Annotated in this window: 14 protein-coding genes; 6 read left to right on the forward strand and 8 right to left on the reverse strand. The window is 61.6% G+C overall.

The features are described from left to right. Positions 1-119 precede the first annotated feature (119 nt). The gene (locus tag GA0061103_RS08025) at positions 120-1493 is read right to left on the reverse strand and encodes a glutamate--cysteine ligase (protein WP_092709352.1); all 1374 of its coding nucleotides are present in this window, start codon (positions 1491-1493) and stop codon (positions 120-122) included. Positions 1494-1735: 242 nt separating this feature from the next. On the opposite strand from GA0061103_RS08025, the gene GA0061103_RS08030 reads away from it, so the two are divergent. Next, on the forward strand, positions 1736-2350 hold the full coding sequence (locus GA0061103_RS08030; protein WP_092709355.1) for a LysE family translocator: 615 nt from the start codon (positions 1736-1738) through the stop codon (positions 2348-2350). Between the two features lie 4 nt (positions 2351-2354). On the opposite strand, the gene GA0061103_RS08035 is transcribed toward GA0061103_RS08030, so the two are convergent. The 3 genes from GA0061103_RS08035 to GA0061103_RS08045 all read right to left on the reverse strand — a co-directional run bounded on the left by GA0061103_RS08035 (position 2355) and on the right by GA0061103_RS08045 (position 5293). After that, complete coding sequence (locus GA0061103_RS08035; RefSeq protein WP_092709358.1) at positions 2355-3092, reverse strand: 16S rRNA (uracil(1498)-N(3))-methyltransferase; 738 nt, start codon at positions 3090-3092, stop codon at positions 2355-2357. 71 nt (positions 3093-3163) lie between these two features. Continuing rightward, positions 3164-4699, reverse strand: coding sequence for an inorganic phosphate transporter (locus GA0061103_RS08040; RefSeq protein ID WP_092709361.1), 1536 nt, complete (start codon positions 4697-4699; stop codon positions 3164-3166). Positions 4700-4795: 96 nt separating this feature from the next. Beyond that, complete coding sequence (locus tag GA0061103_RS08045) at positions 4796-5293, reverse strand: NUDIX hydrolase (RefSeq protein ID WP_167376546.1); 498 nt, start codon at positions 5291-5293, stop codon at positions 4796-4798. Between the two features lie 263 nt (positions 5294-5556). On the opposite strand from GA0061103_RS08045, the gene GA0061103_RS08050 reads away from it, so the two are divergent. Then, positions 5557-6465, forward strand: coding sequence for a LysR substrate-binding domain-containing protein (locus tag GA0061103_RS08050; protein ID WP_092709367.1), 909 nt, complete (start codon positions 5557-5559; stop codon positions 6463-6465). A 123-nt stretch (positions 6466-6588) separates the two neighbouring features. Beyond that, on the forward strand, positions 6589-7752 hold the full coding sequence (locus tag GA0061103_RS08055; protein ID WP_092709370.1) for an adenosylhomocysteinase: 1164 nt from the start codon (positions 6589-6591) through the stop codon (positions 7750-7752). Here GA0061103_RS08055 and GA0061103_RS08060 read toward each other — a convergent pair. Together GA0061103_RS08060 and GA0061103_RS08065 are read right to left on the reverse strand one after the other, a co-directional pair. Beyond that, positions 7749-8312: an O-acetyl-ADP-ribose deacetylase gene (locus GA0061103_RS08060; protein ID WP_092709373.1), complete on the reverse strand. Its 564-nt coding sequence runs from the start codon at positions 8310-8312 to the stop codon at positions 7749-7751. The two genes, GA0061103_RS08055 and GA0061103_RS08060, sit on opposite strands and share 4 nt — an antisense overlap. A gap of 29 nt (positions 8313-8341) precedes the next feature. Next, the gene (locus GA0061103_RS08065; protein ID WP_092709376.1) at positions 8342-9238 is read right to left on the reverse strand and encodes a LysR family transcriptional regulator; all 897 of its coding nucleotides are present in this window, start codon (positions 9236-9238) and stop codon (positions 8342-8344) included. A gap of 121 nt (positions 9239-9359) precedes the next feature. Here GA0061103_RS08065 and GA0061103_RS08070 point away from each other — a divergent pair, with 121 nt between their 5' ends. The 3 genes from GA0061103_RS08070 to glcF all read left to right on the forward strand — a co-directional run bounded on the left by GA0061103_RS08070 (position 9360) and on the right by glcF (position 13542). Beyond that, a complete protein-coding gene (locus tag GA0061103_RS08070; RefSeq protein WP_092709379.1) occupies positions 9360-10799 on the forward strand; it encodes an FAD-binding oxidoreductase in 1440 nt (479 codons plus the stop codon). Continuing rightward, entirely contained in the window at positions 10796-11995 is a 1200-nt protein-coding gene (locus GA0061103_RS08075; RefSeq protein WP_092709382.1) for an FAD-binding protein, read from the forward strand. The genes GA0061103_RS08070 and GA0061103_RS08075 overlap by 4 nt, the downstream gene beginning before the upstream one ends. A 227-nt stretch (positions 11996-12222) precedes the next feature. Continuing rightward, the gene (gene glcF, locus GA0061103_RS08085; RefSeq protein WP_092709388.1) at positions 12223-13542 is read left to right on the forward strand and encodes a glycolate oxidase subunit GlcF; all 1320 of its coding nucleotides are present in this window, start codon (positions 12223-12225) and stop codon (positions 13540-13542) included. A gap of 27 nt (positions 13543-13569) precedes the next feature. On the opposite strand, the gene GA0061103_RS08090 is transcribed toward glcF, so the two are convergent. Then, positions 13570-13917, reverse strand: a complete 348-nt coding sequence (locus tag GA0061103_RS08090) for a DUF6881 domain-containing protein (protein WP_092709390.1) — start codon at positions 13915-13917, stop codon at positions 13570-13572. A gap of 75 nt (positions 13918-13992) precedes the next feature. Further along, positions 13993-14664 carry an outer membrane protein gene (locus GA0061103_RS08095; RefSeq protein ID WP_092709393.1) on the reverse strand — a complete coding sequence of 224 codons (672 nt, stop codon included), beginning with the start codon at positions 14662-14664 and terminating at the stop codon, positions 13993-13995. Positions 14665-14850 lie beyond the last annotated feature (186 nt).

The raw sequence follows: 14850 nt of genomic DNA on the forward strand, positions 1-14850 counted from the left end.
GCTATGAAGCCGCTTCGGAATCAGGCGGCGCTTGATTCCGATAGTATAGCGGGAAAAAAGAGAGCGCATACCGGTTTCTGCCGGAGACTCGCCAGGTAGCGACGGCAGATAACCGCCTATCAGTACTGATATTCCTCGAAGATCGGCTCGACCGATTGGTTCCAGCGGCCGTTGTAGAGCATCAACAGATCGTCTGCGAGCGTGCCCTTCTTGGCGAGCACCTCGTCGAGCGGAGCAAGGAAGACGGTTTCGTCCTGCCCGTCGCCATTCAAGCGATTGCGGTTCTTCAGGCCGAGGCGGGAAACGCCGACGACTTCGCGCGCGACATCGAGCAGGCTGTGGCCCTTGATGGAGGCTTTCAGACCCTGAACCGGCACGACGTCACGCAGCGCGTTGACCTCGTTAAAGCTCCAATCCTTGGTCAGCTCGTCGGCCGCCGTCAGCGCCTCGTCGTCATAGAGCAGGCCGACCCAGAAGGCCGGCAGTGCACAGATGCGCCGCCACGGGCCGCCATCTGCGCCGCGCATTTCAAGGAAGCGCTTGAGACGCACGTCGGGGAACAGCGTCGACAGATGGTTTGTCCAGTCGCCCATCGTTGGTTCCCAATCGGCGATTTCACCCTTGAGCCCACCGTCCATGAACTGGCGGAAGGTGACATGCGTACAGTCGTGGTAACGACCGTCACGAACGACGAAATACATGGGAACGTCGAGCGCCCACTTCACATAATCCTCAAAGCCGAAATCGTCGCGGAAGGTGAAATCGAGCAGGCCGCCGCGGCGATTGTCGGTATCCTTCCAGATCTCGCCACGCCAGGAGGAAAGCCCGTTCGGCTTGCCATCGGTGAAGGGCGAGGAGGCAAACAGTGCGGTTGCCAGCGACTGCAGCTTCATCGAGACGCGCATCTTGCGGCGCATGTCGGCTTCCGAGGAGAAGTCGAGGTTCACCTGGATGGTGCAGGTGCGGTACATCATGTCGAGACCCATGGTGCCGACCTTCGGCATGTAGCGGGTCATGATCTCGTAGCGCGATTTCGGCATGCGCGGCGTTTCGGCGAGCGTCCATTTCGGGCTGCCGCCGACACCGAGGAAGCGGATGCCCATCGGCTCGGCGATTTCACGCACCGTCGCCAGATGAGCGTTCGATTCCTTGCAGGTCTCGTGGATGGTTTCGAGCGGCGCACCCGACAGCTCGAACTGTCCGCCCGGCTCGATCGAGATCGCGCCCATGCCCGAGGGTTCGCCGAGCCCGATGATGTTGTCGCCGTCCATGATCGGGTCCCAGCCGCTCTTCTTCTGCAGCCCCGTGAGGAGCGCGGAAATGCTGGCTTCGCCGAAATAGGGAACGGGGCTGTTGTCGGCGCGGAAGAACACGAATTTCTCATGCTCGGTGCCGATGCGGAATTTCTCCTCAGGCTTGTTGCCGGCGGCCAGATAGGCCGTCATTTCCGAGACCGAGGAGAGCGGAGTCTGGTCGGTAGTATCGCGCGCCATGGTATACCTTAGATCTCGGAGGAGAACCCGCGCCAGCCGCAGGTCAATTGGAGGCTGATTGACGCGGATTGAGGTACGGTGCAAGTGAATTTCTTTCAAGGGTCGTTCAAAAAAATAGGATTTTATGTCTCGCAACTGCATCACAGCCGTGCCAGCCACCGGCATATTTGCACAAGCGTTCAAGACGTCTCGCTCCTGGCACGGATAGTTTCGCTTCCACTGACATAAGGCGGAGCATATCGATGAGCGATCCAGACGGCCTCTTCTATCCCATACTGACATTGCTTCTGGCTGCACTGGTCATCATGGGAAGCCCGGGCCCCTCGACGATCAGCGCGACGGCGATGGGAGCCGCCTATGGCTTCCGGCGGTCGCTCGGTTACGTCTTCGGTCTCATCGCGGGCACCGTGGCGGTCTTGCTGGCCGTGGCGGCCGGCGTCGTTGCGATCCTCCTCTCCGTGCCGCACGGCGCCTTGGTGCTGACGATCGTCTCGGCCGTCTACATCCTTTATCTCGCCTTCAAGATCGCCACGGCGCCGCCGCTGTCTCGCCGCGACGATCGGGTCGCGGCGCCTGCCTTTTCCGGCGGGTTCCTGCTGGCCGTCGCCAATCCCAAGGCCTATCTGGCGATCGCCGCCGTCTTTGCCGGCGTCAGCCTGTTTCAGGATCAGAGGCTGCTCGACGCTGCCTCCAAGATCGTGCTGCTGACGGCAATGATCGTCGCCATCCATATGATCTGGCTTCTCGTCGGTGCTTCCCTATCCCGTTTCCTCCAAGATCCGAAGATCTCGCGGATCGTCAATATCTTGCTGGCGATCCTGTTGATCGTTGCAACCGTCGTCGCCGTGCTGGAGTGAAGCCTCAGTTCCAGTCGCCGATCGCGACCTGGATCACCGCCATGGCGGCCACAGCCGCCGTATCGGCACGCAGGATGCGCGGGCCGAGCGGAATGGCGGTGACGAAATCGAGGCTGCGCAAGAGGGAGCGCTCTTCTTCGGAAAAACCGCCTTCGGGGCCGACCAGCAGCGCCAGATGCTTCTCCTTTACCTGCGTCAAAAGCGGCAGCGGGTTTTGGCCGGCATCGCCTTCGTCGCAATAGATGATGCGGCGCTCACGCGGCCAGCGGGCAAGCAGGTCGGCAAGCTTCATCGGCTCAGCCACATCGGGAATGCCGAGAATGCCGCATTGCTCGGCCGCCTCGATGACATTGGCCTTGACCTTGTCGAGATTGGTGATCTTGCCTTGGACGTGCTGGGTCATGACCGGCTGCAGCAGGCCGGCACCCATTTCGACCGCCTTCTGCACGAGATAGTCGAGGCGCCCGACCTTTAAGGGCGCAAAGAGATAATGCAGATCGGACGGGGCCGGCTGGGGCCGCGTTTCTTCGACCGGTGTCAGCAGAATGCGTTTGCGGGTGGGGAAGGAGACGCCGACTTTCCATTCGCCGTCGCGGCCGTTGAAGACAAGAAGTTCGGCACCATCCTCCATGCGCAGTACGTTGGCGAGATAGTTGAATTGATCCTGGTCTACCTCGATGGTGGTGCCAGCCTTGATGTCTGACGTCACGTACAGCCGCTGCATGCGGAAATTGGCGCGCATGGATTACCCCCGGAATTACCTGGAACTATGAGATGGAGCGGCCCGAAGATCCGGCGAGAAGCCGAACCGCTCTAAATGAAGAGCGCGACCATAACCCAATATACGGCGGCGGCAAGCAGGGCAGCCACGGGAACGGTGATCGCCCATGCGCCGATGATGGTCATGAAATGAGAGCGGCGCACCAGGCGCCGGCGATGAACCTCGTCGGGATTGCGCTCATCCGTGGTTTCCGGCTCGTGCCAGGGGATACCGGCGGCTTCGGCCCTCTTGCGCATGTAGGCGAGGCGCCGTCTGGAGCGCACGGTGGACCATTCGCGGAAGAAGCCGACGCCGAAGACCGCACCGACGGCGATATGGGTCGAACTGACAGGAAAGCCGAACCAGGCCGCGACGATGACGGTAAGCGCGGCGGAGACCGCCACGCAATAGGCCCGCATCGGGTTGAGCTTGGTGATCTGCTCGCCGAGCAGGCGGATCAGGCGCGGCCCATAGAGCAGGATGCCCACCGAAATGCCGCAGCCACCGATCATGACGACCCAGAAGGGCGCCTTCTGCGTCGTCGTTTCGGCCACCACGCCAAGCGAGCCGCCGAGCCCGATATCGCGGACGATCGCGGCCAGCGGGCCGATGGCATTGGCGACGTCGTTGGCGCCGTGCGCGAAGGACATCAGCGCCGCCGAACAGATCAAGGGCAGGCGGAAAAGCTTGCGCAGCGAGCTGTTCTTGTTTTCGAGCCCGACCGATTGCGCCGCCACCAGCGGCCCCGCACCGAGCCAGGCGACGATGCCGACGATAATGCCGATCCCAAGGTTCAGTACATTGGGAATGGCACCTTTCGGCTCCAGCTGGACGACGAGATAGCCCGAAAAAGCGCCGGCCATCAGTCCGATCAGGATCGGAATCCAGTATCTGGCGGCGGCGATCTTGTCGTCGCGATAGATGATACGCGTCTCGATGAAGAACAGGATGCCGGCAGCGATGGTGCCCCCGAGAAACGGCGTTATCACCCAGCCGGCGGAGATCGCGGCAAGAACATTCCAGTTTACGAGTTCCGGGCCGACGGCGGCAACGCCTGCGCCGACGACGGCTCCCACGATCGTATGGGTGGTCGAAACGGGGGCTTTCAGCCAGGTGGCGAAGTTGATCCAGAGCGCGGCGGAGAGAAGTGCTGCCATCATCAGCCAGGCAAGCTTGCCGATACTGATGATGCGGTTGGTGTCGACGATATGGGTCGAGATCGTATTGATGACCGGGCCGCCGGCGATCGTCGCACCGAGGATCTCGAAGATTGCGGCCATGACGAGGGCCTGCGTCATGGTGATCGCACGCGCGCCGACCGCCGCACCGACATTGTTGGCGACGTCTTTCGCGCCGATGTTCATGGCCATGTAGCCGGCAAGGGCAACGGCGGCAAAGATCAGTGTCGCGCGCGGCTGGTCGAAAACGTAGATGCCGGCAAAGACCATGGCGAGACCGAGGAAGATCAGGCCGATGCCCGGCGCCACCAGACGTCTCGTGACGTGATGGGTCGCGTCCTCGACATAGGTGACTTTGTCGAGGTCCTTGTCGAGCGTCCTTTTTACTGGTGTGGCCGGTCGGTCGGGCATGCAATTCTCTGGATCAAAACTCTCGTATCGCGCTGACCGATAAGGCGCGCAATATCCACCAAGCATACTGGCACAGTTTTTTGTGAGTAATGTGGCTTACTTCGCCTGCAAAACCGCTGGAGCGGCCGTCATCCGTTGCGCGAAGGCGAGAATGAGATCGTGCAGTTCCGGTTCGCGAACGCGTTCGGCTGCTTCCTCGCAGGAGACCCACTCAATGGAGCGCTCGCCCTTTTCCTTGAAGTTCTTGACGAGTTCGCTGACCTCAAGGGCGTAGACCTGCACGCGGCATGGCACCTGAATGCCGTCCTTCAGCACCTTGTCGTAGCCGAACGAGCCGAGCGGCTCAGTTTCCACCACGCCTCGCACGCCTGCCTCTTCATAGGCTTCGCGGGCAGCGACCTCGTGGGAGAGCTTGCCGGGCATCGGCCATCCCTTGGGAACGACCCAGCGACCGGTGTCGCGGCTGGTCAGCAACAACATCTCAAGTTGACCGGTTTTCTTTTTCACCCGATAGCAAAGCGCAGCATATTGCTGTCGCGGCGGACGCCGAAACATGAGTTGCACATCATTTGCTATGCGGCTGAGAAAGGCCAATTGTCGGTTCACCTTTGAGCGTTGGAGTGAAGGCTGGAATCTATATTATCATGGTGTGGAAAAAATTTGCGCTCCATATAAGGCTATATGGTATTTCCCCACAAAATTATTGAGTGTTGCATAGATAAAAATGCGAAGATTTGTCTTCTGATATTCGCCAGCGATTGTGCTGAAAACGACATTCAACAGCATTTTCGTGCCGCAGATGGCGCAATTGCTTGGATGTGGCTGCTATCGTTTTGGAAAGAAAGAAAAAACTTATTATGTCCGGACGCATTCCGCCTCGACGCCTGCCGCCCTTGAACGCGCTGCGCGCCTTCGATGCGGTTGCGCGCTGTGGCAGCATCCTGAAGGCGGCCGATGAGCTTGGCGTCGTGCGCGGGGCCATCAGGCAGCAGCTGAACCTGCTGGAGGCACATTTTGGCGTACCCCTGTTCGATCGGCAGAATGGCAGGCTGGTACTGACGGCGAAGGGCAGGGCATTTGCCGATTCTGTCGGTATCGCATTCGGCATCCTGACGCGGGCTTCGGCAGAACTTTCCATAGGAGGCCGGCGGTCGATCCGGCTCGGCGTTCCCTCCGCCTTTGCCGTCTGGTGGCTGATGCCTCGCGTCGCCGCGCTCCAGGCGGCTCTTCAGGATATCGATATAGACATCGTGCCCATGGCGACGGTGGAGCCGCTTGCCAAGCGCGCCGAGCTTGAGGCGGTCATCATGGGCGGCGAATACAGGCCGATGCGTGATATCACGGCCATTCGCTTCATGGAGGACGAGTTCGGCCCTGTCGCCACGCCAGATCTTGCCGATCGCGTCGGGCTTGCCGACGGCGTTTCGGCGCTTGCCGGGGCTATCGCCCTTGCAAGCCGTTCCGCCCCAAGCCTGTGGGAGGATTGGTTTGCCGAAAGTGGCCACGCCACTGTCCGCTTTGCCGGAAATCGCGAATTTGAAGACCTATTGCTTGCGATCGGCGCCGCCCGCTCGGGCCTGGGGGTGGCGATTGCGCCGCGCACGGCCATTGGCGAGGATATCGATCGTGGCGCATTGGTCGCGCCATTCGGCTTCATCCGGCGGCCGGCGGGCTATAGCCTCAGTATCCGCAGCAGCGATGTGAAGGACCCGGCCCTCGTCCGGCTGGCGAATTGGTTGAGTGCGGCCGGGGCCGAACAAGCTTAACAAGACACTCTGCTCCCGATCATATGGCAGAAAATCTGCCATATGACGCATCGCAATGTCCATCGACATGCCCTTTGCCATCATGCCAGATCGTGGCATCGAACCAGCCGGCAGGAGCGCATCATGGATCAGCCTTCTTTTCTTTCCCGTATCGACTGGGTGGCGCGCAGCTGCCGGCTCCTGGCGGCCACGGCAGCGGAGTTTCGCGACACAAAACCCTTTGCCGGTCTCACCATCGGCACGGGCATCCATCTGGAACCGAAGACCGTTGCGCTGCTGATGACGCTACGCGCCGGCGGCGCCGATCTCGTCTGCACCGGCAATCTCAACAGCACCCAGCCGGAAACGGTGGACTATCTCCGCGCCCAGGGCATCAAGGTCTTCGCGACACAGACCCGCGACGCCGGCGAGCACGGCGCCAGCCTCGATGCGATCCTGGCGGAAAAACCAGATCTGCTACTCGACAATGGCGGCGATCTCTTCGCCCGTGCGGCCGACCGGCCCTATGCCAACCTGCTCGGCGGCACCGAGGAGACCACATCCGGCCGCACCCGCCTCCTGCCGATGCGCGACAAGCTCAACATGCCGATCCTCGTCATCAACGACAGCCCGATCAAGCAGTTCGCCGAAAACCGCCATGCCGTCGGCCAGAGCCTGTTCGAGAGCTATCTGCGCTTCACCAACCGCTCCACCAACGGCAAGCGCGTCACCGTCTTCGGCTATGGTGCCTGCGGCAAGGGCACGGCTGCCTGCTTCCGTAACGCATTCTCCGCCGTCAGCGTCGTCGACATCAATCCTGTCACCACGCTCGAGGCGCATCTCGACGGCTTCTCGACGCCGCTGCGCGAAGCGGCGATCCGTTCCGCCGATATCCTGATTACCGTCACAGGCTATCCAGATATCATCACGGTTGCCGATCTGCCGTTGATCAAGGACGGTGCGATCCTGATGAATGGCGGTCACTTCCCGCATGAGATCGATGTCGAAGGCTTCCGCAACAGTCCCGATGTCTCAGGTATCGACCGCTATGAAGCCGAGCAGATCGAGACCGTCCGCATGCGCGATGGCCGTGCCTTCCACATTCTCGGCGGCGGTCACATGGCCAATCTGGCCGGCCCGCGTCCGCTGGGGAATACCGTCGAATCCATGGATCTCGGCTTTGCGCTGCAGGCCCGTTGCCTGGAGCGAGTCGCCAGGGGCGACCTCGGCAAGGAAGCCTGCGTTATCCCTGTTCCCACTGATATCGACGCTTTGGTCGCCTCCGCCTATCTCGACCTGACACGCTAAATCTCGGTCAGCGCCTGCGGCAGTAGACGATCATAGAGTGCCGCCATCTCGTCGCCGAAACAGCAGAAGATGATTTCCTCGAACGCACCGTCCTTGCTTTCGGCAAGGGTGGTGCGGATCGCGATTTCTGCCGCCGGCGCGGCGGGAAAGCGATAGACGCCGGTGGAGATCGCGGGAAAGGCGATAGTTCTGAGGCCGTGCTGCCGGGCAAGGCTGAGGCTGTTGCCGTAACAACCGGCAAGCAACTGCTCTTCGCCACGGTCGCCGCCATTCCAGACCGGGCCGACCGTATGGATCACATGCTTTGCCGGCAGGCGATATCCGGCTGTCATCTTCGCCTGGCCGGTCTTACAGCCGTTCAGCGTCCGGCATTCTGCAAGGAGATCCGGCCCGGCGGCGCGATGGATCGCGCCATCCACGCCACCGCCGCCGAGCAGGCTGCTGTTGGCCGCATTGACGATGGCATCGACCGCAAGCCGGGTGATGTCACCAACAACAACGGTGAAGCGGGTCTTAGAATTCTTGGCAACATCGGAGCGGATGGTTTCAGGCGCGGACATGATGCTCTCCTCGGACTTCGAAAGGGCTTTCACCGTTCCCAATAGGGAACAGGACCGTAAAGTTCCGCCAGAAAATCGATGAAGACACGTACTTTCGCCGGCAGGAACTGTCGGCTGGGGTAAACGGCCGACAGCGTGACATTGTGCGAGCCTTCATAGGCCGGCAGCACCTGCACGAGGCGGCCGTCGCGCAATTCTCCCCCGATATCCCAGGTGGAGCGCAGCGCAATGCCGAGCCCGGCGATCACGGCTTCGCGCACGACCTCGCTGGAATTGGTGATCAGCCTGCCCTCCGGCCGAAAGATCAGGCTGCCTTTCGGCCCTTCTAGCCGCCATGGATCGAGATTGTGCGCCGGCAGGCAGATATGCCGGCGCAGATCGTCGATATCCTGCGGCATGCCGTAGGCTGCGATATAGTTAGGCGAGGCACAGAGCACGCGGCGCACCGGCGCGAGCCGGCGGGCGACAAGACTGGAATCGGTGAGCTCGGCAATGCGGATGGCAAGATCGAAGCCGCCGCCGACGATGTCGACGAATTCATCGCTGAGCACGAGATTGAGAGCCAGTTCGGGATGCGCCTGCATGAAGGATTTCAGATGTGGCGCGATGTGCAGCCGGCCGAAGGATGTCGGGGCTGAGATTTTTAGCGTGCCGTGCATCTGCGAGGAGCGCCCGGCAATATAGGCTTCCGCCTCTTCCAGCCCTGCAAGAATGGCAAGCACGCGATCGTAGAAACCCTGGCCCGCTTCCGTCAGCGAAATCTGCCGCGTCGTGCGCTGCAGGAGGCGCGTGCCCAGCCTGTCTTCGAGGCGCTTGATGCGCTTGGAAATGACGGCCGGCGAAAAGCCGAGCGCACGGCCGGTCAGGGACATGCTGCCGGTCGCAACGACGCTCGCGAAGATTTCGAGATCTCCTAAATTGGTCATGCAGAATTATTTCCTGTTTTGGAATAAGTGCTTATCATTTGCTCCAAACTTGGGAAAGCGCTAAGCCTGTAATGCGCTACAAGGGGGCTGTATCCGCAACGGGATGCAGGAGGAGGACGGCATGGCCGAGGCCATTTCATTTCTGGAACCGCGTGCGGATGTTCTGGCCCGGCGCAGCGCGATCGTTGCCGATCTCGCCGATCTCTTGGCGCCCGAATGCTTGATCCACGAGGCGCGCGAGCTCGTGCCCTTCGAGACCGACGCCTTCGTGTCCTATCGCCGCCTGCCGCTCGCCGTCGCCCTGCCGCGCTCGACGGCGGAAGTCGCGGCCGTCATGAAATATTGCCATCGCTACGGCATTCCCGTCGTGCCGCGGGGCGCCGGCACCTCGCTCTCCGGCGGTGCCATCCCGCAGGAGGATGCCGTCGTTCTCGGCCTCTCCAAGATGAACCGCATCCTCGATATCGATTATGCCAACCGCACCGCGACCGTGCAGGCGGGGGTGACGAACCTGCATGTCTCCGAAAGCGTTTCGGCCGATGGCTTCTTCTATGCGCCCGACCCGAGTTCGCAGCTTGCCTGCACCATCGGCGGCAATATCGGCATGAATTCCGGCGGCGCCCATTGTCTGAAATACGGTGTCACGACGAACAATCTGCTCGGCGTCAAACTGGTGCTGACCGACGGCACCGTCATCGATCTCGGCGGCAAGGCGCTGGATGCGGCGGGCTACGATCTGCTCGGCCTCGTCTGCGGGTCGGAAGGCCAACTCGGCATCGTCACCGAGGCGACAGTGCGGCTGCTCGCCAAGCCTGAGGGTGCCCGGCCGGTGCTCTTCGGCTTCGACAGCTCCGAGGAGGCCGGCGCCTGCGTCGCCGATGTCATCGCCGCTGGCATCGTGCCCGTCGCAATCGAATTCATGGACAAGCCGGCGATCGAGATCTGCGAAGCTTTTGCCAAGGCCGGCTATCCCCTCGATGTCGGGGCGCTGCTGATCGTCGAGGTGGAGGGGTCGGAGGCGGAAATGGACGACATGCTGGCTAGCATCGTCGCCATCGCCCATACCCATAAGGTCAAGACCGTGCGCGAATGCCAGTCGGCAACGGAAGCCGCCCTGATCTGGAAGGGCCGGAAATCCGCATTCGGCGCCACCGGCCGCATCGCCGATTATATCTGCATGGACGGCACCGTGCCGCTTAGCCAGCTTTCCTATGTGCTGCAGAAGACGGGGGAAATCGTCGACGGCTACGGTCTGCGCGTCGCCAATGTTTTTCATGCCGGCGATGGCAACATGCATCCGCTGATTCTCTTCAACGCCAACGATCCCGAGGAGGCGGCCAAGGCGGAAGCGGCCGGCAACGATATCCTGCGGCTCTGCGTCGATGCCGGCGGCTGTCTTACCGGCGAGCACGGCGTCGGCATCGAAAAGCGCGACCTGATGCGGCACCAATATGCCGATGTCGATCTTGCCCAGATGATGTCGGTGAGATCGGCCTTCGATCCCGGCTGGATCCTCAACCCCTCCAAGGTCTTTCCGCTCGACGGACGCAACGCTGCATGACCGAATTTCACCCCAGGACCGAGGAGGAAGCCGCCTCCATCATCGGCGATCACGCGGCACGCGGCGCGGCTCTCGCGATCGTCGGCGGCAATACGCGATCCGGCTTCGGCAATGCGGTCATATCCGAAGCCACTCTGTCTTCGCGCGATCTTGCCGGCATCGTCGCCTATAATCCGGGGGAGATGGTCATGACCGCGCGTGCGGGCACGCCGGTCGCGGAGATCGAGGCCGCTCTTGCCGCAAGTGGTCAGATGATGGCGTTCGAGCCGATGGATCATCGGCCGCTGATGGCGACGGAAGGCGAGCCGACGATCGGCGGCATTTTCGCCGCCAATGTCTCTGGCCCGCGCCGTTTCGTCAGCGGTGCTGCGCGCGATAGCCTGCTTGGCGTCCGTTTCGTCAATGGCCGGGGCGAGATCGTCAAGGCCGGCGGGCGGGTGATGAAGAATGTCACTGGCCTCGATCTGGTCAAGCTGATGGCCGGTTCGCACGGCACGTTCGGCCTTCTGACCGAAGTGACCTTCCGCGTGCCGCCGAAACCGAAGACGGAGGAGACGATCGTGCTGTCCGGCCTCAACGATGCGGAAGCCGCCAATGCGATGGCCGCTGCCATGGCCCTGCCGCTTGAAGTGTCCGGCGCTGCTCATCTGCCCCTAACGGTCGCCTGGTCCTTTCTCGACGGCAGGCTGCCGCAGGGCGAGGCGACGGTACTGCGCCTCGAGGGTCTTCCAGGCTCTGTCTCCGTCAGGGGTGAAAAACTCGCCGCTGCGATGGGCCGGCTCGGGTCGGTGAAGCGCCTTCCAGAAGACGACAGTCGCAGGCTCTGGCGCGAGATCCGCGATGTGAAGCCCTATGCTGACGGTACGACGCGCCCCGTTTGGCGTGTGTCCGTGGCACCCAGTATCGGCCACCAGCTCGTCGCGGCCCTTCGCCTGGAAGCGGGCGTCGACGCCTATTACGACTGGCAGGGCGGATTAGTCTGGATGCGCATGGAAGCGGAGCCGGAAGGCGATGTATTGCGACGCTACATCCATGCCTTGGGCGGCGGACATGCGACTTTGATGCGCGCGACCTCGGCCCACCGCGCGATGACACCGGCCTTCCAGCCGCAACCGGACGCCGTGGCGCTGCTGTCTGCGCACGTGAAGGAAAAGTTCGATCCGGTGGGGATTTTCAATCCGGGGAAGATGGGGTGATGCGGCACTGTCCAAGATTGCCCCTCACCCTAACCCTCTCCCCGCAGGCGGGGAGAGGGGACGATCTTTTTCCGAGCGGCCTTTCGATGCTTGCAAAGGTTAGAGACGACGGAGGGCGCGTCCATCACCTTCTCCCCGTCAAAACGGGGAGAAGGTGGCCGCCCTTCGGCAAAAACTCAGGAGGCCGGATGAGGGGCAGGATCTTGCTCGAACGGGGACATGTGTAAATGCAAACCAATTTCACGCCCGAACAGCTTGCCGATCCGCATGTGGCCGAGTCCGAGGCGATCCTGCGCAAATGCGTGCATTGCGGCTTCTGCACCGCCACCTGTCCGACCTACGTCACGCTCGGCAATGAGCTCGATAGCCCGCGCGGCCGCATCTATCTCATCAAGGATATGCTGGAAAATGGCCGACCCGCCGATGCCGAAGTGGTCACGCATATCGACCGCTGCCTTTCCTGTCTTGCCTGCACGACGACCTGCCCCTCGGGCGTCGATTACATGCACCTGATCGATCATGCGCGCGTCCATGTCGAAAACACCTACAAGCGTCCCCTGATGGACCGGCTGACCCGCAATGTGCTCGCCGCTGTCTTGCCCTATCCCGGCCGTTTTCGGTTGGCTCTGCGGCTTGCGAAGCTTGGCCGGCCGTTCAAGGGCCTGTTGAAGCGCGTTCCGGCATTGAAGGCTTTCGCCGCCATGCTCGATCTTGCGCCCCGCAGCATCCCGGCGCCTTCTCCCTTTGCCAAGCCCGCTCAATATGAGCCGCAGGCGGAACGGCGCGGCCGCGTGGCGATCCTGACGGGCTGCGCCCAGCCGGTGCTCGATCCGGAGATCAACGCAGCCACCATCCGCCTGCTGACACGCCTCGGCGTCGAGGTCGTGGCGCCGGAAGGGGAGGTCTGCTGTGGCTCGCTGGTCCATCATATGGGCCGCGAGGAACAGGCGCTTGCCGCCGCCCGCACGAATGTCGATGTATGGATACGCGAGATCGAGGCGGGAGGGCTGGACGCCATCATCATCACCGCGTCAGGCTGCGGCACGACGATCAAGGATTACGGTCACATGCTGCGCCTCGATCCGGCCTATGCTGAAAAGGCGGCGAGGGTTTCGGCGCTCGCCAAGGACATCACTGAATATCTGGCTGGCCTCGATCTTCCCTCGCATATGCCGCGGGGCATTGCGGTTGCTTATCATTCCGCCTGCTCCATGCAGCATGGGCAGAAGATCACTATGGCCCCGAAACTCTTGCTGAAGGCAGCCGGCTTCACCGTGCGCGATCCGGCGGAGGGCCACCTCTGTTGCGGCTCGGCCGGCACCTACAACATCATGCAGCCGGAGATTTCGGCCGAGTTGAAGGCGCGCAAGGTGAGGAATATCGAGGCAACGAAAGCCGATATCATCGCAACGGGCAACATCGGCTGCATCACCCAGATCGCCACAGGAACCGGCATTCCCATCCTGCATACGGTGGAATTGCTGGATTGGGCCTATGGCGGCGAGATGCCTGCGAAACTGAAGGGTCTGCAGCCGGCCGCTGCCTAGCGCATTTTCAGGAGAAGCGGGAATGATCTAATGCAGCTTATCGCGCGCCGGTCGGCGATGTGCCTGCCATTCGACCTCGAACCGGTCGGCGGCAATCTGCGTCATGCTGATGCGATCCTGGCCTTCCTCGAAGAAGAGGCCATCCACCAGGCCGGCGATGCCCTCGTAAAACGAACCTTCGACAAGACTGGTGAGCCGCCGCATCTCGCGGCCCAATGCAGCATAGTCGGCAACCGACATGCAATGCCGGCGGCCGTCCGCGAAAACGTCGATCAGTCGCGGAACATCGCCGGCGACATCGACTTCGTAATAAACGATGACTGGCTCCTCGCTTTCCGGATGGATCCAGTCACATCGGTAGTAGAAAAAGCTCATGGCTGAAACATAGCACAAGATCCCCCAAGCCTGAACCGGTTTGAGGGATCGATTGCGACTTCAGCCTGAGCGACGTCAGAAGTTGAACGAAACGCCGAAGTTGAGAGCGTGGGTGAAAACCCTGGTCTTCAGCGTGTCGCCGCTGTCGATCGAGACGTTGTTCACGAAGTTGTAGTTGCCCTTGTATTCGACGAAGGTCGACCAGTGCTTGGCGAACTGGTAGCTGACGCCGGCTTGAGCCTGCAGCGAAGCGCCGCCGAACTGGTAGTCGAAGGTTGTGCCGGAAGCGCGCGTGACTTCGACGTGCGGCACGTTGATGCCGGCGCCGAGACCGACATAGGGTGTCCAGTTGCGGCTCGAATCCTGGAAGCGGTAGAGCGCATTCAGCGTCAGCATGTTCAGGCCGTCGGTGAACTCGAAATGCGACCAGCCGGGCGTGTTGCCGAGATCGCCGTAGACCTTCGCATGGGTATAATCGAGCGACACGCCCCAATTCGGCTTGTCGAACTGGTCAAGCCACCAGATGCCGCGGAAGCCGAAATAGGGCGGCATCTTGAACGATTTGCCGGACCAGTTGGGGTCAAAATCAGCGCCGTCCGACGTGGTCACATTGCTGCCTGTCGCGCCCTGTATGCCGCCGTAAGCGGAAAATTGCATCTCTGCCGAGGCAGAGCTTGCGGCAAATATGAATGCGGAAGTCGCAAGCGCGGCGAATGCCGGCTGCTTGATGCGAAATGCACGATGCATATGAAATCCCCGGATGCCAAAGTGCCGCTATCTAAACGCGCTTCCATGACACTTCTATTGCAGTCACGGGTAAGCAAGTACGGCTTAGGCGGGAAAACTGACGGCAAACTGAAGGCAATGGGCCGTTTTTCAGCGGTGCAGCGTGATAAATTTCAGGCTGTAACCCCGGCGCAACAGTGCCTCCAT

The organism is Martinezella multihospitum (genome assembly GCF_900094585.1).
Lineage (GTDB): Bacteria > Pseudomonadota > Alphaproteobacteria > Rhizobiales > Rhizobiaceae > Rhizobium > Rhizobium multihospitium.

Bases quoted from the DNA above. Each gene is read 5' to 3' on its own strand.
- GA0061103_RS08075 (WP_092709382.1), top strand. From the start codon at position 10,796: ATGACCGAATTTCACCCCAGGACCGAGGAGGAAGCCGCCTCCATCATC.
- GA0061103_RS08040 (WP_092709361.1), bottom strand. From the start codon at position 4,699: ATGCCCGACCGACCGGCCACACCAGTAAAAAGGACGCTCGACAAGGAC.
- GA0061103_RS08060 (WP_092709373.1), bottom strand. From the start codon at position 8,312: ATGTCCGCGCCTGAAACCATCCGCTCCGATGTTGCCAAGAATTCTAAG.
- GA0061103_RS08090 (WP_092709390.1), bottom strand. From the start codon at position 13,917: ATGAGCTTTTTCTACTACCGATGTGACTGGATCCATCCGGAAAGCGAG.
- GA0061103_RS08065 (WP_092709376.1), bottom strand. From the start codon at position 9,238: ATGACCAATTTAGGAGATCTCGAAATCTTCGCGAGCGTCGTTGCGACC.
- glcF (WP_092709388.1), top strand. From the start codon at position 12,223: ATGCAAACCAATTTCACGCCCGAACAGCTTGCCGATCCGCATGTGGCC.
- GA0061103_RS08095 (WP_092709393.1), bottom strand. From the start codon at position 14,664: ATGCATCGTGCATTTCGCATCAAGCAGCCGGCATTCGCCGCGCTTGCG.
- GA0061103_RS08035 (WP_092709358.1), bottom strand. From the start codon at position 3,092: ATGCGCGCCAATTTCCGCATGCAGCGGCTGTACGTGACGTCAGACATC.
- GA0061103_RS08050 (WP_092709367.1), top strand. From the start codon at position 5,557: ATGTCCGGACGCATTCCGCCTCGACGCCTGCCGCCCTTGAACGCGCTG.
- GA0061103_RS08055 (WP_092709370.1), top strand. From the start codon at position 6,589: ATGGATCAGCCTTCTTTTCTTTCCCGTATCGACTGGGTGGCGCGCAGC.
- GA0061103_RS08030 (WP_092709355.1), top strand. From the start codon at position 1,736: ATGAGCGATCCAGACGGCCTCTTCTATCCCATACTGACATTGCTTCTG.
- GA0061103_RS08025 (WP_092709352.1), bottom strand. From the start codon at position 1,493: ATGGCGCGCGATACTACCGACCAGACTCCGCTCTCCTCGGTCTCGGAA.
- GA0061103_RS08070 (WP_092709379.1), top strand. From the start codon at position 9,360: ATGGCCGAGGCCATTTCATTTCTGGAACCGCGTGCGGATGTTCTGGCC.